Here is a 17,709-nt window from a genome sequence, read left to right on the forward strand (position 1 = left end):
TCGGCGCCGGGCGGCGGTGACGGGCGTTGGGGGTCAGGCGATGCCCTGCCCGTCGATGTCCGCCCCCCACTGGTCCTCGCCGACGGCGCCCACGCAGTAGCCCCCGCCCTGCACGGTGCCGCCGGCGTCCTGGCACTGCTCGGCGGTGACGTCGGCGGGGAGCACGGCGGCGGTGGCGGGCGCCGCGCCCGCGAGGGCGAGCACAGCGGCGAGGAGCGGGACGGCGAGGAGCGGGGCGGCCAGGCGGGCCGGGGATGAAGTGGACATGTGCCTCACGAGAGCACGCGCCGGGGGTGACGGCCAGTCAGGTACGCCCGTTCGCGGGCCCCGGCCCGTCAGTGCGGCCGCGCCGGTTCCGGGGGCCAGGAGTCCGGGTCGAGGACGCCGAGGCCGTAGGCGCGGGCGACCAGGGCCGTGCGGTTGGGGAGCTGCCAGCGGCGGGCGAGGCGGGTGAGGTGGTAGTTGACGCCGTCCGCGGTGAGGCCGATCTCCTTGGCGATCCGGGCGGTGGTGGCGCCCCGGGCCGCGGCGGCCAGGATGCGGGCCTCGATCGGGCTGGCCTCCGGGTGCGGGGGCGGCGCCGGGAGCTCCGGGCGGGCGGCCGGTTCGGCCAGGGCGCGGAGCGAGAGCAGCATGTTCGGGGTCTGTTCCGGGGTGTCGCTGACCAGGTCGACGGTCATCTCGCCCTGCCGCTCGGTGCCGCCGGCGGGCGTCCAGGACACCCCGACGGAGTACTGCGAGCGGCGGTGCAGCCGGATCGCCTCGGCGAGGGTCTGCAGCGAGGTGTCGTCCCGCAGGGTGAAGTACTCCAGGATCCGGCGGTTGCGCAACTGCCCGGGCAGCCCGCCGAACTCGGCGGCCATCGCGCGGTTGACGATCATGATCCGGCCGCCCCACTCGCAGACCGCGATGGGCACCGGGTTGTGGTCCAGCAGACGCAGCGCCCGGTTGCGCCAGACCACTGCGGCGTCCAGGCGGGTGCCCGGCGCCGGACCGCAGCCGTCGGTCGGTCGGATCATCGTTTCTCCTCCCCGCGGCCGCCGCCCACGCCAGATCTGACAGGCCGTGGGCAAGTCTCGTGCAGCCGTCGGTACTACACAATCATGTAGTGATCGAGGTCCGGCGCTCCTGACGAGGGCGGAGAGTGGAGATACCGAGAACTTTCCTGCCGTGGGAGGGACCTACCGATGACCGACACCACGACCGAGGCCGTGCCGGCGACACCGACCGCCGAGGCCATGCCCGCCTTCCGGGCCGGCGCCGACGCCTACGGGCACACCGGCGCCGACGATGGCGCCCCGGGCGTCCCGTTGGTGGACATCTCCGACCTGCCGCCGGTCAGCGTCCCCGTGCTGCGCACCATGGAACTCGCCAGAACCCACGGTCCCGCGTTCCTCCAGCGCCTGCACGGCCGGGAGATCCTGGTCGTCAGCAGCCTGGAGCTGGTGGAGGAACTGGCCGACGAGGAGCGCTTCACCAAGGCCGTCGGCCCGGCGCTGGAGAACGTCCGGGAGTTCACCGGGGACGGCCTGTTCACCGCCTACAACGACGAGCCGAACTGGGCCAGGGCGCACGACATCCTGATGCCCGCCTTCGCCCTGGGCTCGATGCGCACCTACCACCCGGTGATGCTGGAGGTGGCCCGCCGGGTGATCGGGGCCTGGGACCGCCGCGCGGCCGCCGGGCTGACCGTGGACGTGCCCGGCGACATGACCCGGATGACCCTGGACACCATCGGACTGGCCGGGTTCGGCTTCGACTTCGGCTCCTTCGAGCGGGACGAGCCCCACCCGTTCGTGGAGGCGATGGTGCGCTGCCTGGAGTGGGCGATGACCAAGCTCACCCGGGACCCGGATCTCGACCACCGCGAGCGCGACGCCGCGTTCCGGCGGGACGCCGACTACCTGGCCGGCGTGGTGGACGAGGTGATCGCCGCCCGGGCCGGGAGCGGTGCCGAGGCCGGTCCGGCGCAGGACCTGCTCGGTCTGATGCTCGGGGCCGTCCACCCCGCCGACGGCACCAAGCTGGACATGGAGAACATCCGCAACCAGGTGATCACCTTCCTGATCGCCGGGCACGAGACCACCTCGGGAGCGCTCTCCTTCGCGCTGCACTACCTGGCCAAGCACCCGTCCGAACTCCGGCTGGTCCAGGAGGAGGTGGACGCGCTCTGGGGCGACCTCGCCGACCCGGAGCCCTCGTACGAGGACGTCGGCCGGCTGCGGTACACCCGGCAGGTTCTCAACGAGGCGCTCCGACTGTGGCCCACGGCGCCCCAGTTCAGCCGGGAGGCGCGCGCGGAGACCCTGCTCGGCGGGCGGATCCCGGTCCGCCCGGGGACGCCGATCTTCGTGCTGACCCCGATGCTGCACCGCGACCCGGCCTGGGGCGACAACCCGGAGCTGTTCGACCCCTCCCGCTTCGACCCGGAGCGCGAAGCGGCCCGTTCGCCGCACGCCTTCAAGCCCTTCGGCACCGGCGAACGCGCCTGCATCGGGCGGCAGTTCGCGCTGCACGAGGCGACCATGCTGTTGGGCATGCTGGTCCACCGCTACCGGCTGATCGACCACGCCGACTACCGGCTGACCCTCAAGCAGACGCTCACCATCAAGCCCGACGACTTCACCCTCGCCCTCGCCCCGCGCACCCCCGCGCCGCTCGTCGGTGTCGCCGCCACCGCGGGAGCGGCCCGGGCGGCGCAGGCGGCCAGGCCGGTCGGCTCCGCGCCCGCGGCGGAACGCGCCGCGCGGGTCCGCCAGGGCACCGGCCTGCTGTTCCTGCACGGCTCCAACTACGGTGCCAGTCGCGAGTTCAGCCGCCAACTCGCCGACACGGCGGCCGAACTCGGCTGCGACACCGTGGTCGCGCCGCTCGACGCCTACGCCGACGGGCTGCCCACCGACCGGCCGGTGGTGATCACCGCCGCCTCCTACAACGGCCAACCCACCGACGACGCCGCCGAGTTCGTCCGCCGACTGGGCGAGGCCCCGGACGGCGCGGCCGAGGGCGTCGAGTACGCGGTGCTCGGCATCGGCGACCGGACCTACGCCGCCACCTACCAGCGCGTCCCCACCCTGATCGACGAGCGCCTCGGCGCCCTCGGCGGCACCCGGCTGCTCGCCCGTGCCGAGGCCGACGCCTCCGGTGACCTGGCCGGGACGGTCGGGGAGTTCACCGAGGCACTCGTCGAGCTGCTGCTGGCCCGCCACGGCGACGCCGGGGCGGTGGCCCCGCCCCGGGAGGAGGCCGGGTTCACCGTGACCGAGCTGGTCGGCGGCCCGCTGCACGCGCTCGCCACCCGGCACGGCATGAGCGAGCTGACCGTCACCGCCGTCGACAGCCTGACCGACCCCGGCTACCACCGGGTCAAGCGACTGGTCCGGCTCGCCCTGCCGGACGGCACCGACTACCGGACCGCCGACCACCTGACCGTGCTCCCGGCCAACGACCCCGCCCTGGTCGAACGCGCCGCCGCGCTGTTCGGCGCCGAGCTCGACACCGTGCTCGGGATCGTCGCCCACCGGCGCACCGGCCCCGCCGTCGACCGCCCGCTGACCGTACGGGAACTGCTCACCCACCACGTCGAGCTCCAGGACCGCCCCACCGCCGAACAGCGCGCGGTGCTGGCCGGGCTCAACCCCTGCCCGCCCGAGCAGGCCGCGCTGCGGGCGCTGCCCGCGGACGACCCGCGCACGCTGCTCGACCTGGTCGAGGACCACCCGGCCCTGCGGGAGGCGCTGAGCTGGCCGGTGCTGCTGGACCTGCTGCCGGCGATCCGGCCGCGGCACTACTCGATCTCCTCCTCGCCGTCGGTCGACGGGGACGAGGTCGACCTGATGGTCTCGGTGCTCGACGCGCCCGCCCGCTCGGGCCGGGGCACCTTCCGGGGCACAGGCTCCGGCCACCTCGCCCGGCTGGCCGTCGGCGACACCGTGCTGGCCCGGGTCCGGCCCTGCCGGGAGGCGTTCCGGATCGGCCACCGCACCCCCGTGATCATGATCGCGGCCGGCACCGGCCTGGCGCCCTTCCGCGGCGCCGTCGCCGACCGCCGCGCGCTGCTCGGGACGGGGGCCGAACTGGCCCCGGCGCTGCTGTACTTCGGCTGCGACGCCCCGGACGCGGACTACCTGCACCGGGCCGAGCTGGAGGAGGCCGAGCGGGCCGGCGCCGTCTCGATGCGGCCCGCGTTCAGCGAGCGGCCGCAGGACGGGCGGCGCTTCGTCCAGGACCGCATCGCGGCCGAGGCGTCGGAGGTCTGGGAGCTGCTCGCCGCCGGGGCCGAGGTGTACGTGTGCGGCGACGGCGCCCGGATGGCGCCCGGCGTGCGGGAGGCCTTCCGGGCGCTCTACCGGGAGCGCACGCCGGGGGCGGACGAGCGGCAGGCGCAGGACTGGCTGCAGGGCCTGGTCGAGGCAGGCCGCTTCGTCGAGGACGTGTACGCGGGCTGAGGGCAAGTTCGGCGCGGGACGGCCGTCCGGCCGCTGCTCGGAACCGAGCAGCGGCCGGACGGCCGGTGTGTCGGTGGAACGCGTCGGTGGAAGGTTCAATGCACCGGCGTCAGTAGACGCTGACGTCGTACGCGGTGAGGGCCGCGTTCACCGGCTGGAAGAAGGTCGTCCCGCCGGTGGTGCAGTCCCCGCTGCCGCCGGAGGTCAGACCGAGCGCCTTGTCGCCCTCGTACAGCGGGCCGCCGGAGTCACCCGGCTCGGCGCAGACGTCGGTCTGGATCAGGCCGCGGACCGTCCCGCCGCCGGTGTAGCGGACGGTGGCGTCGAGGCCGGTGACCGTGCCGGTGTGGGTGCCGGAGGTCGACCCGGTGCGGGTGACCGCCTCGCCCACGTACGCGTCGGGGGCGGAGGTGAACCCGCCGGGGTGGTCGAGCGCTTCGTTGTCGTAGCGGACCAGCGCGTAGTCGTGGCCGGGGAAGGTGGAGGCGAGGGTCGGGCCGATCGCGGTGCGGTGGGCGCCGTCCGCGTACCAGGTGGCGGCGACGTTCCCGCAGTGCCCGGCGGTGAGGAAGTAGTGGGCGCCGCCGTCGGCCACGTTGAAGCCGAGCGAGCAGCGGTAGCGGCCGCCGTAGACGGCGTCGCCGGCGGCCAGCAGCGGGGTGAACCGTCCGGGGACGCGCTGGACGGTCAGGGCGGGCGCGTCGGGGCCGACGGCGTGCACGAGTTCGGCGAGCGCGGCCGGGGAGACGGTGCTGTCGGCGGTCACCACGACCCGGCCGCCGGCCCGGTCGACGTACCAGGCCGTCCCGTCCACCTCGGCGTTCAGGACGGCCTCGCTGACCGCGGCGAGCCGCTCGGTCCCGGCGGCGGTGCGGGTGAGCGCTGTCGCGGTCGCGGTCGCGGCGGCGGCGCCGGGGGAGGGGGCGGTGAGGGCGGTGGCGGTCAGCAGGGCGAGCAGTGCGGTGGTCCCGGGGATGCGGGCGGCGGTCCTGCGCATGGTCTTCCTCCTGGGGGCGGGCCCTGGGGGTGGCGCCTCCGGGAGCGGCACGGGACGAGCTGCTCCTGACAGGCGCTGACCGGAAGTATGCGGACCGCGGACGGTTCCGGTACAGACGTCCTGAGACGGCGTCGGAGGTACGGACCCGGCGTGCGAACCCCGTCGTGCGACGCGGTTCGGCTCAGCGCGCCGTGCTCACCGGCACCGGAGGACGGCGTCGACCCGGGCGGCCGTGGCGAGCAGCTCACGGTCGGCCAGCCGGGGCCCGATGAGCTGGACGCCGACCGGGGCGGAGCCGCTGACCGGGAGCGGGATCGTCACCGAGGGCAGGCCCGCGGTGGCCGCCGGGGAGGTGTTGCGGATCAGGGTCTGGAAGGTGGGCGCGTCCCGGCCGTTGAGCGGGAGGCTGTCCTCGTACCGGCGCAGCGGCCGGGCGCACACCGGGACGGTCGGGCTCAGCAGCGCGTCCAGGCCGTGCGCGGTGAACAGCTCGGCGTAGGCCTCCTGGAGGGTGCGGCGGGTGGCGAGCGCACCGCGCAGACCGGCCTCTCCCGGGTACCCGGGAGAACCGGGCAGGGCGGCGGCCCCGAGCAGCGCCGCCATGTCCGGGTCGCCGACCGCGGCGATCAGTTCGGCCGGGCCGAGCCCCGCGCCGTGCTCCGCCAAGTAGCGGCCCAGGGCGGTGGCGAACTCGCCGAAGACCAGCGGGAATCCGATCCGGTCGTCGTACTCGACCAGGTGCGCCGTGTCCACCGGCACCCACTCGGTCCGCGCGGCGGTGAGGCGGTCGACGGCCTGCTCCCAGGCCGTACGGACCGGGTCCTCCAGGTCCTCGGTGAACACCTGCCTCGGCAGGCCGAGCCGCAGCGGGCGCACCGGGTCGGCGGGGGCGGGGGTGGCGGGGGGACTTGCGGGGGCTCCGGTGACCAGGGCGTCCAGCGTGGTGAGGCGCTCCAGGGTACGGGCCATCAGGCCGGGGGTGTCCCGGGTGGTGGACAGCGGGGTGACCCCCGCCGAGGAGTAGCGCCCGGCGCTGGGCCGCAGGCCGTAGACGCCGTTGAGCGCGGCCGGGATGGTGACCGACCCGCCGGTGTCGGTGCCGAGCCCGGCCTCCGCCACGCCCGCCGCCACCGCGACGGCCGTACCGCCGCTGCTGCCGCCCGCGAACAGGGCCGGGTCGGTGGCGTTGCCGACCGCGCCGAAGGTGTGGTTGCACGAGGTGGCGCCCAGGGAGAGCTCGTGCATGTTCGTCTTGCCCAGCACGATCGCCCCGGCCGACCGCAGCGCCGCCACCACGGGCGCGTCGGCGGCGGGCACGAAGCCGGTGAGCGCCGGGGTGCCCGCGGTGTTGGGCAGGCCGGCGACGTGGGTGTTGTCCTTGACGACCAGGGACCACGGAGCCGGGCCGCCGACCCGGGCGGCACGGCGTTCGTCGCTGCGGGCGGCCTGCGCGAGCGCCCCCTCGGCGTCGAGCGTGATGAAGGCGTTGAGGTGCCCGACGGCGGCGGCGCGCTCCAGCGCGGCCGACACCAGGTCGTGGGCGCGGCCCCGGCCGGCGGTGGTGTGCTGCTCGGCCATGGGGGGTCGGCTCCTTCGGTGCTGACGTACGGACGTACGGACGTACTGATGTGTTGGCGTACGGACGGGCTGACGTGCTGACGGGCTCGGGTGACGGTCGGTCACACCGTACCGGGGCGAAGACCCGGGCCCGGAACCGGTGCCGCGCCGGTGTGGGAGCCCCGGCTACCGGTGCGTGCGGACCTGGATGACGGCGTGGCGGCCGGTGGTGCGCCACGGGGCGTCGGCGGCGTCGAGCTGGGCGACGGTGGTGGGGGCGAGGCCGACGACCACGTCCGACTTCAAGGTGCGCAGGGCGGCGACGGGCGAGGGGAAGTGCTCGGCCGCCGTGCGGAACGGGGTGGTCGGCGGCCAGTCGCGGTCGCCCACCAGGCGGCGGTAGTTGAGGTCGCCCTTGAGGATCGTCAGCGCGGCGCCCGCGAGTTCGGACCGCAGGTCGTCCGGCAGGTCGTGGTACGGGAGCGGGGCGCAGAAGAACGGGTGGGTGCGGATCGTGAGCGCGCCGCTCTCCAACGCCCGCCACAGGCGGCGGCCGACGGCCCCGGCCGCCGGTGACGGCGCGGTGCGCAGGCGCTCGACCGCGGCGAGGGCGTCGGCCGTGGTCGCGTCCGAGACGAAGTACGGCTGCGGCTTCACGTGGAGGACGACCTCGGCGACCGGGCCGGTGCTCAGCAGGTGGTCGATCAGGACGAGGTCCGGCAGCAGTTCCCGGCCCGCGTTGTCCGCGATGACGCAGACCCGCCCGCCGCCGGCCCGCTGCAACTCGGCCCGCAGCAGCGCGCTGTCGTCGGCGAGCAGGTCGGCGTCGGCCGGGCCGCTGCCCGGCTCGGCGGTGAGCTGGAAACTCAGGTCGGCGCGGTTGCCCCACAGCGCGGACCGCAGCAGCGCGTCCGTCCGGCGCGGCTCCGGCAGGGCGTCGAGCCCGTCGAGCGCGGCCAGTTCCTCGTCGACGGCCGGTCCGGCCAGTTCGGCGTCCTTGAACGGGGCGAACGGGTCGACGCCCTGCCAGGCACCGGGCCCGAAGTACCCGGTGGCGTCGAGCAGCCGGTGGTAGAACCAGCTCTCCGCCCACAGGAACGGCGCCTCGCCCCACGGCCTGCCCCACAGCCCCTCGCCCCACGCCAGCCAGCGGGCGGCGTCCGGGCCGTCCATGGACGGCGGCTCCAGGACGCCGCTGGTGCTCTCGGTGAGCAGCCGCTCCACGGCCGCCCGCTGGTCCGGGCCGTACGGCAGGGCGCCGAGGACCCGGCGGACCAGCTCGGGGTGGCGCTCGTGGAAGACGCCCCAGGCGAAGGAGCCGGGGGCGTCGCTGCGGATCACGGGGGCGTTCGGCACGGTGGGGCTCGGCTTTCTCGTCGTCGCCGCCGAGGGGCGGGGGTACGGGGGCGGGGGTGCGGGGCCCGGCGGTCGGGGGTCGGGGGTCGGGGGTCGGAGCCGAGGGTAGACGATCAAGGGCGCCGGAGGGGCCGGGGAGAAAAGTGTTATCCGTCGCGCCGACGCCGACTCTCCTGGGCGTGGGAACGAACGCGCAAGGTCGCAGCAGAGGGTATGCGGCCGGTCTGCGGGGTTCGAAATGGGGCGCTCCGCACGGAGGCGTGAGTCTCCGGTCGCGTTCGTTCCCACGGCGCCCGGCCGGATCGTCCCGTCCGACCGGCGCCGCCCGGCGGTCCGCACGCATTCCCCCACGGCTGCGGCCGCCGGGCCCTCGCCGGCCGCAGGGCCGGGTCGGTCAGCTGCGGTGGAGCCGCCAGATCTGCTCCTCGCCGGTCTCGGCGGGGGCGATCGCCTTCGCCGGGCGGCGGGCGTGCTCGGTGAAGCCGAGGCGGGCCGGGACGGCGCCGCTGGCGAGGTTGGCCGGGTCGTGCACGATCTCGACGAAGTCCACGCCGGGGAGCCGGAAGGCCTGGTCGGCCAGCGCCCGGGCGGTACGGGTGGCGATGCCGCGGCCGGTGGCGGACGGGTGCAGCCAGTAGCCGATCTCCCGGCCGTGGTCGGCCGTGTCCGCGCGCCGGAAGAGCCCGCAGGCGCCGACGATCGCGCCGTCCAGCAGGATCGCGTAGGTGAAGTCCTGGCCGCTCTCCCACTTCCCCGGCCGCTCGGCCAGGAACTCGGCGGTCTTGGCCTCGCTGTGCTCCGCGACCCACGGCATCCAGGGCCGCAGGTGCTCCAGCGACTCCTCGATGACCCGGAAGAGCTCGGGGAAGTCCGCCTCGCCGCGGAAACGGCGCAGCAGCACCTCGCCCAGGTCGATCTCCGGCTCGGCCGTCTCCGTCAGATCCGTCTGCTCCGTCAGCTCCATTCACGGATCATGGTCGTCACCCCGCCGCCGGCGCAACGGGATTTCGGCTCCCCCGCAGCAGGTGGACCAGCGCACCCAGGCCGGCCGCGACACCGGCGATGAGCAGCAGGGACAGATCGGCGACGCCCACCATGGCGAAGTCGAACCGGGGGTTCTCGGCGGCCGCGGTGAACTCCGGGTCCACCAGGCCGTCCGGATCCTCGGTGACGCTCACCCGCTCGCCCGCCGCGTCGAACGACCCGCAGGACACGGACCGGCTGCGCGCCGGGGCGTCGTCGTAGCGCACGGTGCAGGAGTAGCTGGTGCCCTTGCCGTGGTGCACCGTGACGCCCGTGACGGTGCCCGGGTGCGCGGTGCCCCGCAGGGAGAGCACGGTGGCCTGGGTGGTGTTCAGGCTCATCAGCGGGACGGCGATCAGCGGGGCGAGCAGCAGCGCCAGCGCCGGGCCCCGCACCACCGCGGACTGCCCCAGGGACAGCACGGCGTAGACCAGGCCCGCCCCACCGGTCAGGGCCAGGGCCAGCGAGGGCAGGATGAACCACGGCCCGAACGCGCCGAGCGCCCCGCCGACGGGGAGCAGCGCGGCGGCGGCCGGGATCCACAACGCCGTCAGCACCGGCCGCCGGGGCCACGGCACGTCGTTCTTCCCGCGCGGAGTCCGGCGACCGCCGGCCCGGCCACCCCGCCGGTGCGAGTGGCCGGCGGCCGGCGCGGGCGTCTCGTGGTGCGTCATGGCGGCAGATCCTGCCAGCTCAGACAGTGGGCGGGCGGTGCCGGGGGAGAGCTCTTTACCGGGGCGGGCCGCATGTGGAGGTCGGTGGCGGGAGAGCTGTGGAACTCGGGGAGGCGCGGGGGTGTCAGTGGCACCTGGCACGATCGGGGGCGGCCGCACACTGCTGGCAGACAGGGGCGTGAGGGGGTGGTGGCCGTGGGGCCGAAGCGGCTGCTGGTGCTGGACGCGGCGCCGGGGGAGTTGCTCGACCGGGAGCTGGAGCGCCTGGTCGGGCACGGTCTGGCCGTCACGTTGAACCTGCGGCGGGTGGCGGATCCTGCGTGGGTCACGGCCCGGTGGGCGGGGCGGGTGGAGTTCACCGACGTCGACCTGTTCGACGAGGCGGCGCTGCGCGCCGAGCTGACGCGCGGTGGGCTGGGCTTCCACGCGCTCAAGTCCCGGGCGGGCGTGCCGCTGGGCTCCGCGCTCCTCGCGGCGGCGACGCAGACCGGGGTGGCGCACCGGCTGCGGGTGGTCGGACGGGCGGGGGCGGGCACGGACCACGTCGACCTGGCCGCCGCCGCCCGGTTCGGGGTCACGGTCACCCATACGCCCGGCTCGAACGCGAACGCCGTCGCCGAGTTCGCGCTGGCCCAGCTGCTCGCCCTGACCAGGAACCTGGTGCCGTACAACGAGGCCGCACAGCAGGGCCGTTGGACCTCGCCCGGCGCGCCCGCGGTCGGGCTGTCGGAGCTGACCCTGGGCATCGTCGGGCTGGGCCGGATCGGACGGGTCCTGGCCGAGCGGGCCACGGCGCTGGGCCTGAACGTCCAGGCCCTCACCCGGCACCCGGCCCTCGCCACCGTGCGGTCGGTAGCGGGCCTGGACGCCCTGCTCGCCACCAGCGACGTGGTCTCCCTGCACGTGCCGCTCACCCCGGACACCCGGGGGCTGATCGGCCGCGCCGAACTGGCCCGCATGCGGCCCGGTTCGATCCTGCTCAACACCGCCCGCGGCGGCATCGTCGACGAGCAGGCCCTCGCCGACGCCCTCCGCGACCCGGCCCACCCACTGGCGGCGGCCGCCGTGGACACCTTCGCCCACGAGCACGCCGCCTTCGCCTCACCGCTCTCCGGGCTGCCCAACGCCCTGCTCACCCCGCACGTCGCCGGGATGACCAGGAGCGCCATGGCGGAGGCCGCACTGCGCTGCGCCGACCACGTCGCCGCGCTGCTCGCGGGCCGGCCGGAGGGTGTGCCGGTGGTGAGCTGAGCCATGGGGTCGTCGGTCCGGTTACGGCAGGACCGGCGGGGAGGGTTGTTCCGGGCGCGCGATATTCGGCGGGCGTCGGCGTCGGCGAGCCGTAGGGTTGGCGCGCCGAGACGGCCGGGTAGCGGGGGAGAAGCGTGCGGTCCGAGGAACACGCGGGGTGGGAGCGGGACTTCCCGGTCCGGTACCTCCTGGTGCGGGAGGACATCGACGGTGAGGGGGAGGGCGTGCTGTGGGGGCGGTGCGCGGAGGCGGAGGGCCTGTTCACGGACCCGCTGCCGCTGCCGCGAGAGGTCCTGACGCTGTGCGGCTGCCCGCGCGGGAGCCTGCTGGTCCAGGCCGTGGCGGCCGGCGCCGAACCGGTGCGGCTGCTGGGGGACGGAATGCTCTCGATCGAGCCTGAGGACCCCTCGAGCGACGGGCCGGCCCGCTTCTGGGACTTGGAGGGCACGGCCGTCCTGGCCCAGTGGCCCACGCCGGGCGATCCCGGGTGCGTGGACATCCTCGTGGGCACCGGCGTCAGGGAGGACGACTTCTGGGGCGGCAGGCGGCTGCCTTCGAGTCCGCGGTTCGACCTGTGGTTCCCCTCGATCCGGGGGGACAGCCCGTCGGGCGGTTGCCGTTCCATCGACGGCCTGCTCACCCCGCGCCCGCGGCGACCCACCCGGCCCGTGCACCTGATCGGCTGCGAACCCGCCGCACCGCTCCTGGCCCTGCTGCGCCGTCCCCTTCCGCAGCAGGGCGACCCGATCACGCTCCGGTGCCTCGACCGCCACGGCCGGACGATGACCAGGCACCGCCTCGACCTGGATAGTGTCGAGGCACGCCCGTCCGTTCTCGGCGGAGCCCTGATCGACGTCACCGTCACCGACCCCGGCGACGACCGCCCCACCCTGGCCGCCCGCGCGGTCCGGGAGGTCTGGTCCGACGGTGTTCCCACGCGGCCCGGCCAGTGGGCGCGGTTCGACGCCGAGGGCCGGTCCGCGTGGCTGGACCTCACCCACGGAGGCCCGTACGGGCCGGAGGGCCTCTCCGGCGGGACGTACCACCTGGACGGACAGCACGTCACCGACCGGGCCGGCTTGCTCCTGGCGCTCGGCGAAGCCCTGCTCGGCCCCGGCGCCAACTACGGCAGGGACCTGGACGCGATGACGGACTGCCTGGCCGGCGGGTTCTCCGTCGTGCCCCCGTTCACCCTCGTCTGGCACCACGCCGACATCGCCCGCGACGCCCCCGCCGGACACGTCCTGCACCATTGCGGCGGTCTGTCCTACTTCGAGCTGACCGTGAACCTCCTGCGCGAGTACGGCGTCACCGTCGAACTCCGGTGAGGGAGCCGACGGACGATCCCGCCCACCCGACGTGCCAGGTGGGTTCCAGCGGTACGACGTGGCCGGTCAGGGTGGCGACGTCGACGGGGACGTCCGCGCGGGCGCGCAGGGCGGGGAAGGCGTGGGTGGTGTAGGCGGTGTGGGCCTCGAGGGAGGTCCAGAGGGTGGTGACCAGGTAGCGGTCGGCGGCGAGGCGGGTGACGGTGCCCGCGAGGAGGCCGCCGGCCGCGGCCATGCCGGGGGCCCAGACGTCGCGTTGGACGGCGAGGAAGTGCTCGGCGCGGCCCGGGTGGAGGCGGCAGTCGGCGGCGCGCAGCACGGTGGCGTGCCGGAGGGCGTCCGGGAGGGTGGGGGCCGTGCCGGGGAAGGCCTGGACGACGGGGCCGGCGGCGACCCGGATCGATTCCCAACTGCCCTGCTGGGCGGCCTCGGTGGCGATCGCGTCGTGGCGCTCGCGCAGGAAGCGGTCGTACCCGGCCCGGTCCGCCCAGAGGGCGTACAGCAGGGCCCGGTGGCCGGTGCCGTCCCAGCCGCCCAGTTGCCCGAGCAGCCCGGGCTGGTCCGCGATCGCCGACCAGCGGCGCTGTCCGGCGGCGAAGTCCGCGCGTGCGCCGGGCCGGACCCGGCAGTCGATCCACTTGCCCCACATGGGCGCCATCATGCTGCGCCGGGTGGGACGAGTGGCGATCGGCCGGAGGTCGCGGGCGGGCTCGGGCCAGGGGCGTAGGGCGTGGCGCCGGGCTGGTCGAGCGGGATCTCTGCGGCGGGCGGGGGGGATGCCTCACCGGGCGCCGACCGGGGGGAGGCGTTCGAGGATGCGGGCCATGCCGCTGGTCCAGTTGGCCTCCAGGGCGACGACGGCCTGGTCGAGGTCGCCGTCGAGGAGGCACTGGGCGATGCGCTCGTGCTCCTCGGCGGCGCGGCGGAGGATCTCGTCGTCGCCGACCACGACCCGCTCGTAGCGGTGCAGGGTCAGTTTCAGCGAGTCGATCATGTCGCGCAGCCGGGTGTTGGCGCAGCCGGAGAGCAGCAGGGCGTGCCAGGCGTCGTCGTGGCGCTCTATGGTGCCGTGCGGGGCCTGGGGGGCGGAGAAGGCGCGGGCCTCGGCGAGGAGCCTGGGGGCGATCGCGGACAGGTGGGCCGGGTCGGAGGTGCGCAGGGCGAGCGACTCCAGGGCGATCACGATGGCCGTGAGGTCGAGGAACTCCTGCTTGCCGGTGGGTGCGAAGCGGAAGCCCTTGCCGCGCTCGCTGGTGATGATGCCCTCGCGCTCCAGGCTGATCAGCGCCTCGCGCAGGGGGGTCCGGCTGACGCCCAGTTCCTCGGCGAGCTGGACCTCGTTGATCGACTCGCCGGGGGTGAACCGGCCGCGGCCGAGCTGTTCCAGCAGTTCGTCCTTCACCTGCTCGCGCAGCGGACGCCGCTCGATCGCCATCGGGCTTCCCTTCCTCGTTCGTCCCGTAGAGTACCGGCCGCCGTCCGGCCCCCGCCGGGCCGGACGGCGTGGCCGGTCAGGCGGTTCCGGCGCCGTCCACGGCGATGACGGCGCCGCTGACGAAGGCGGCGGCGTCGCTGGCCAGGAAGGCGACGGTGCGGGCGATGTCCCCGGGCTGGCCGATCCGGCCGAGCGGGCGGTCGGCGGCGTCGGCGTAGAACGCGGCGGCGCTCTCGCCGAGCTGGCGGGCCTCCTCGGCGAGCATGCCGGTGTTGGTGTCGCCGGGGCAGACGCAGTTGACCCGGATGTTGTCCGGGCCGTGGTCGATGGCCATCGCCCGGGTCATGTTGACCACGGCGCCCTTGGAGGCGCAGTAGGAGACGGCCCGGCCGCCGCCCTTGATGCCCCAGCCGGAGCCGGTGTTGATGATGCTGCCGCCGCCGTTCGCGGCCATCAGCGGGACGACGAGTCCGCTGAGCAGCATGATCGAGCGGACGTTGACGGCCATCACCAGGTCCCAGTCCTCGTCCGTGATCTCGGTGACGGTGGACCGGCGGATGATGCCCGCGTTGTTGAACAGCACGTCCACGCCGCCGTGGTGGTCGACGGCGGTGTGGACGGCCCGCTCGCAGTCCGCGCGCCGGGAGACGTCGCAGCGGACGAAGGTGCCGCCGGTCTCCTTGGCCGCCTGCTCGCCGCGGTCGGCGTCGAGGTCGGCGAGGACGACGGCCGCGCCGAGTTCGGCGAGCAGGGCGGCGGTGGCCAGGCCGATGCCGGAGGCGGCGCCGGTGACGAGGGCGCGCTTGCCGTGCAGGTCGATCATGGGGAACTCCTTCGCGGGCGGGGGGAAAGGTGGACGGGTGGACGGGCGCCAGGCGGACGGGGTTCAGGCGGACAGGCGGTAGACGGCGCCGGAGCGGTGGCCGGTGATCACCCGGACGTGCCCGGCGAGGGCGTGGTCCAGCTCCGGTTCACCGGTGTCCAGCAGCAGCGGGCGGCCGGCCAGGGCCGCCAGTTTGGCCTCGGTGGCGAGGACCAGCAGCCGGTCCCGGCCGGCCGCGCGCAGCAGGTCGGGGGTGAGCTGCCGGTTGCCGCGGCCGAGCAGGAAGCCCTGGCCGCCGATGGGGGAGAGGGCGATCCAGGGGGCGCCGGGCAGGTCGCACAGCTGGTCGGCGCGGGCGTCCCGACGCAGGACGGCAGGCGGTGCGTCGGCGTGCAGGCGGAGCAGGTCGACGCCGGTGAGGCTGGTGTCGGGGGCGCCGAGGGCGGTGGCGACGGCGTGGGTGGTGGTGCCGGGGCCGAGCACCAGCAGGCCGCCGGGCCCGACCCGTTCGGCGACCTCGGCGGCGATCCCGCCGATCGTGGACGGGGCGGGGAGGCCGCTGCCGGTCTTGCGCTGCTGGACGCGGGCGGGCAGCACCGGGACGGTCAGCCGGCCGTACAGCCGGGTGCGGACCAGGCCCGCCCGCAGCGCCGCCTCATCCCGGTCCACCACCTCGGCGGCTTCCAGGCGGACGGCGCCGCGGGCCCAGGCGGTGACCACCTCGGCGGCGGCGTGCGGGTGGACGGCGAAGACGGCGGAGTGCATCTTCACCCCGGCCGGGATGCCGAGTGCGGGCACCCCGTCGGCGTCCGGCCCGAGCGCGTCCAGGACGTCCCGGGCGGTGCCGTCGCCGCCGCAGAACAGCAGCAGCCCGGCGCCGGCCGCGACCAGGGCGCGGACGGCCGCCCGGGTGTCCGCGGCGGTGGTGGGCGCGGGACCGGGCCGGTGCACCACGCGGGCCGGGCGGCCGGTGACGGCGTCCTCGCCCATCGCTCCCGCGACGGTGAGCAGGCGGACGCCCGTGAGTTGGCGGACCGTCAGCTCCGCTCGGCGCAGCGCCTCCGGGCGGGCCCCGAGCGCCAGCGCGTGCCGCTGGACCTCGGGGCCGTCGCTGCCCTTGAGGCCGACCCGGCCGCCGAGTCCGGCGACCGGGTTGACCACCAGCCCGACCGGGGGTGCCGTCACGGCTGTTCGCCCCGCGGTTGCTCGCCCGGAGGCTGTTCGCCGAGGACCTTGCGGCGGTAGGCGCGCCAGCTGACCGACCAGACCGCCGGGTCGTCCAGCGGCTCGTGCCGGATCCGGTGCACGGTGGAGTGGTGTGGCGCGGTCCGGACCGTCTCCGGGTCCTCGTAGGCCTCCCGGGCGACCTCGGCCAGGATCGCCGCGTACTCGTCCAGGTCGGCGCGGGAGTAGGACTCGGTGGGCTCCAGGGTCATCGGCTCGGGGACGACGTACGGGTGGTGGCTGGTCCAGTAGTGGGTGCCGAAGTCGGCGGCGCGGTGGCCGAGGTCCTCGCTGTGCAGGCCGGTGTCCTCGTTGAGCCGCTGCCAGCTGTACCGGACCTGCTCGACCCGCGGCCGGCCCTCGGCGTACGGGACGGAGACGCCGCGGATCCGCTTCACCCGGTGCAGCAGGTAGTTGTTGTTGAGCACGGCGGTCTCGGCGACCGTGCGCAGGCCCTCGGCGCCGAGCGACATGATCCAGGCGTAGGCGCGCACCAGGTTGGGGACGACGCCGAGGTAGGGGCGGATCTTGCCGATCGACTCCGGCCGGTCGGTCTCCAGCCGGTAGCGCTCGCCGTCGAACTCCACCGTGGGGGAGGGCAGGTAGGGCGCCAGTTCGGCGGTGACCGCGCAGGCGCCGGCCGCCGGTCCGCCGCAGGCGTGCGGGGTGGAGAAGGTCTTGTGCAGGTTGAAGTGGCACAGGTCGAACCCGGCCTCGCGGGCGCGGGTGATGCCCAGGATGCCGTTGGCATTGGCCTGGTCGTAGGCGCACAGGCCGCCGGCCGCGTGCACGATCCGGACGAACTCGGCGATCCGCGGGTTGTAGATGCCGGTGTCCTCGGGGTTGGTGATCAGCAGCGCGGCGGTGCGCGGGCCGACGGCGGCGCGCAGCGCCTCGATGTCGGGGTAGCCGTCGGCGTCCGGGTGCAGGGTGATCACCCGGTAGCCGGCGGTCTTGGCGCAGGCGGCGTTGGAGGGGTGGGAGAAGGCGGTGGTGATGATCTCGTCGCGCTGCTGCGCCTCGCCGCGGGCGGCGTGGTGGGCGCGGATCACCGAGACGTTGGTCCAGATCGCGGCGCTGCCGGCGCCCGGTTGCAGGCTGACCCGGTCCATGCCGGAGATCTCCTTGAGCAACTGCTCCAGGCGGTGGGCGAGTTCGAGGACGCCCTGGACGGTGGAGGCGTCCTGGGCGGGGTGCAGGGCGGCGATCCGGGGGTCGCGGACGAAGCCGTCGTTGACCTTGGGGCTGTACTTCATGGTGCAGGTGCCCTGGCCGACGTCCACGTTGAGGTCGGCGCCCAGGTTCTCCTGGGAGAGCCGCAGGTAGTGCCGGAGCACCTGCTGCTGGCCGAGTTCGGGCAGGGCGGCCGGGGTGGTGCGGCGCAGCGCGGCGGGCAGCCGGGCGGCCGGGTCGCCGACGGCGGCGGTGACGCCGGGTTCGGGCAGCGGGGGGAGCACGCCGCGTTCGCCGGGGGTGCCGAGCTCGAAGATCAGCTTCTCGTCCCAGCGGGCCTGGTGGAAGCGGCGCAGCGGGGGTTTGGCGGCGATCCGCGCTTCGGCGGCCGTGGCAGTCCGATGGTCGGTCACTTCACGA

General features: G+C 75.3%; 15 protein-coding genes. 3 read left to right on the forward strand and 12 right to left on the reverse strand.

The genetic code is table 11. From position 1 onward, the window contains the following. Positions 1-33: 33 nt before the first annotated feature. Both ACFY2K_RS34575 and ACFY2K_RS34580 read right to left on the reverse strand, forming a co-directional pair. Complete coding sequence (locus ACFY2K_RS34575; RefSeq protein WP_380527263.1) at positions 34-267, reverse strand: hypothetical protein; 234 nt, start codon at positions 265-267, stop codon at positions 34-36. 68 nt (positions 268-335) lie between these two features. Then, positions 336-1,019, reverse strand: a complete 684-nt coding sequence (locus ACFY2K_RS34580; protein WP_380527261.1) for a LuxR C-terminal-related transcriptional regulator — start codon at positions 1,017-1,019, stop codon at positions 336-338. Between the two features lie 219 nt (positions 1,020-1,238). On the opposite strand from ACFY2K_RS34580, the gene ACFY2K_RS34585 reads away from it, so the two are divergent. Further along, positions 1,239-4,448, forward strand: a complete 3,210-nt coding sequence (locus ACFY2K_RS34585) for a bifunctional cytochrome P450/NADPH--P450 reductase (RefSeq protein ID WP_387716624.1) — start codon at positions 1,239-1,241, stop codon at positions 4,446-4,448. A 109-nt stretch (positions 4,449-4,557) separates the two neighbouring features. Here the strand turns inward: ACFY2K_RS34585 and ACFY2K_RS34590 are convergent, their stop codons facing one another. The 5 genes from ACFY2K_RS34590 to ACFY2K_RS34610 all read right to left on the reverse strand — a co-directional run bounded on the left by ACFY2K_RS34590 (position 4,558) and on the right by ACFY2K_RS34610 (position 10,055). Beyond that, complete coding sequence (locus tag ACFY2K_RS34590; RefSeq protein ID WP_387716578.1) at positions 4,558-5,445, reverse strand: S1 family peptidase; 888 nt, start codon at positions 5,443-5,445, stop codon at positions 4,558-4,560. A 195-nt stretch (positions 5,446-5,640) separates the two neighbouring features. Then, positions 5,641-7,023 (reverse strand): amidase family protein, encoded by a 1,383-nt coding sequence (locus ACFY2K_RS34595; RefSeq protein ID WP_387716580.1) that lies wholly within the window; start codon positions 7,021-7,023, stop codon positions 5,641-5,643. A 165-nt stretch (positions 7,024-7,188) separates the two neighbouring features. Then, positions 7,189-8,358 (reverse strand): damage-control phosphatase ARMT1 family protein, encoded by a 1,170-nt coding sequence (locus ACFY2K_RS34600; protein WP_387716582.1) that lies wholly within the window; start codon positions 8,356-8,358, stop codon positions 7,189-7,191. Between the two features lie 394 nt (positions 8,359-8,752). After that, a complete protein-coding gene (locus ACFY2K_RS34605; protein ID WP_387716584.1) occupies positions 8,753-9,322 on the reverse strand; it encodes a GNAT family N-acetyltransferase in 570 nt (189 codons plus the stop codon). Between the two features lie 16 nt (positions 9,323-9,338). Further along, a complete protein-coding gene (locus ACFY2K_RS34610) occupies positions 9,339-10,055 on the reverse strand; it encodes a hypothetical protein (RefSeq protein WP_380643936.1) in 717 nt (238 codons plus the stop codon). 195 nt (positions 10,056-10,250) lie between these two features. Between ACFY2K_RS34610 and ACFY2K_RS34615 the strand changes: the two genes are divergently transcribed. Further along, entirely contained in the window at positions 10,251-11,306 is a 1,056-nt protein-coding gene (locus ACFY2K_RS34615) for an NAD(P)-dependent oxidoreductase (RefSeq protein ID WP_387716586.1), read from the forward strand. A 134-nt stretch (positions 11,307-11,440) separates the two neighbouring features. Further along, positions 11,441-12,634, forward strand: a complete 1,194-nt coding sequence (locus tag ACFY2K_RS34620; RefSeq protein ID WP_387716588.1) for a barstar family protein — start codon at positions 11,441-11,443, stop codon at positions 12,632-12,634. Here ACFY2K_RS34620 and ACFY2K_RS34625 read toward each other — a convergent pair. From ACFY2K_RS34625 to gcvPB, 5 genes are all read right to left on the reverse strand, one after another. Further along, positions 12,615-13,283: a DUF4937 domain-containing protein gene (locus ACFY2K_RS34625; RefSeq protein WP_387716590.1), complete on the reverse strand. Its 669-nt coding sequence runs from the start codon at positions 13,281-13,283 to the stop codon at positions 12,615-12,617. The genes ACFY2K_RS34620 and ACFY2K_RS34625 overlap by 20 nt on opposite strands. Before the next feature lie 132 nt (positions 13,284-13,415). Next, the gene (locus ACFY2K_RS34630; RefSeq protein WP_380527241.1) at positions 13,416-14,069 is read right to left on the reverse strand and encodes a GntR family transcriptional regulator; all 654 of its coding nucleotides are present in this window, start codon (positions 14,067-14,069) and stop codon (positions 13,416-13,418) included. A 76-nt stretch (positions 14,070-14,145) separates the two neighbouring features. Then, positions 14,146-14,892 (reverse strand): SDR family NAD(P)-dependent oxidoreductase, encoded by a 747-nt coding sequence (locus ACFY2K_RS34635; RefSeq protein WP_387716593.1) that lies wholly within the window; start codon positions 14,890-14,892, stop codon positions 14,146-14,148. Positions 14,893-14,955: 63 nt separating this feature from the next. Next, positions 14,956-16,077, reverse strand: coding sequence for an ATP-NAD kinase family protein (locus tag ACFY2K_RS34640; RefSeq protein WP_387716595.1), 1,122 nt, complete (start codon positions 16,075-16,077; stop codon positions 14,956-14,958). Next, entirely contained in the window at positions 16,074-17,702 is a 1,629-nt protein-coding gene (gene gcvPB, locus ACFY2K_RS34645; protein ID WP_380527236.1) for an aminomethyl-transferring glycine dehydrogenase subunit GcvPB, read from the reverse strand. Before gcvPB ends, ACFY2K_RS34640 begins: the two co-directional genes overlap by 4 nt. Between the last annotated feature and the right edge of the window lie 7 nt (positions 17,703-17,709).

It is taken from the genome of Kitasatospora sp. NPDC001309 (assembly GCF_042896295.1).
GTDB lineage: Bacteria > Actinomycetota > Actinomycetes > Streptomycetales > Streptomycetaceae > Kitasatospora.

Coding starts and splice junctions, on each gene's coding strand:
- ACFY2K_RS34575 (WP_380527263.1), bottom strand. CDS start 267: ATGTCCACTTCATCCCCGGCCCGCCTGGCCGCCCCGCTCCTCGCCGTC.
- ACFY2K_RS34605 (WP_387716584.1), bottom strand. CDS start 9,322: ATGGAGCTGACGGAGCAGACGGATCTGACGGAGACGGCCGAGCCGGAG.
- ACFY2K_RS34610 (WP_380643936.1), bottom strand. CDS start 10,055: ATGACGCACCACGAGACGCCCGCGCCGGCCGCCGGCCACTCGCACCGG.
- ACFY2K_RS34625 (WP_387716590.1), bottom strand. CDS start 13,283: ATGTGGGGCAAGTGGATCGACTGCCGGGTCCGGCCCGGCGCACGCGCG.
- ACFY2K_RS34590 (WP_387716578.1), bottom strand. CDS start 5,445: ATGCGCAGGACCGCCGCCCGCATCCCCGGGACCACCGCACTGCTCGCC.
- ACFY2K_RS34585 (WP_387716624.1), top strand. CDS start 1,239: ATGCCCGCCTTCCGGGCCGGCGCCGACGCCTACGGGCACACCGGCGCC.
- ACFY2K_RS34630 (WP_380527241.1), bottom strand. CDS start 14,069: ATGGCGATCGAGCGGCGTCCGCTGCGCGAGCAGGTGAAGGACGAACTG.
- ACFY2K_RS34635 (WP_387716593.1), bottom strand. CDS start 14,892: ATGATCGACCTGCACGGCAAGCGCGCCCTCGTCACCGGCGCCGCCTCC.
- ACFY2K_RS34595 (WP_387716580.1), bottom strand. CDS start 7,023: ATGGCCGAGCAGCACACCACCGCCGGCCGGGGCCGCGCCCACGACCTG.
- ACFY2K_RS34580 (WP_380527261.1), bottom strand. CDS start 1,019: ATGATCCGACCGACCGACGGCTGCGGTCCGGCGCCGGGCACCCGCCTG.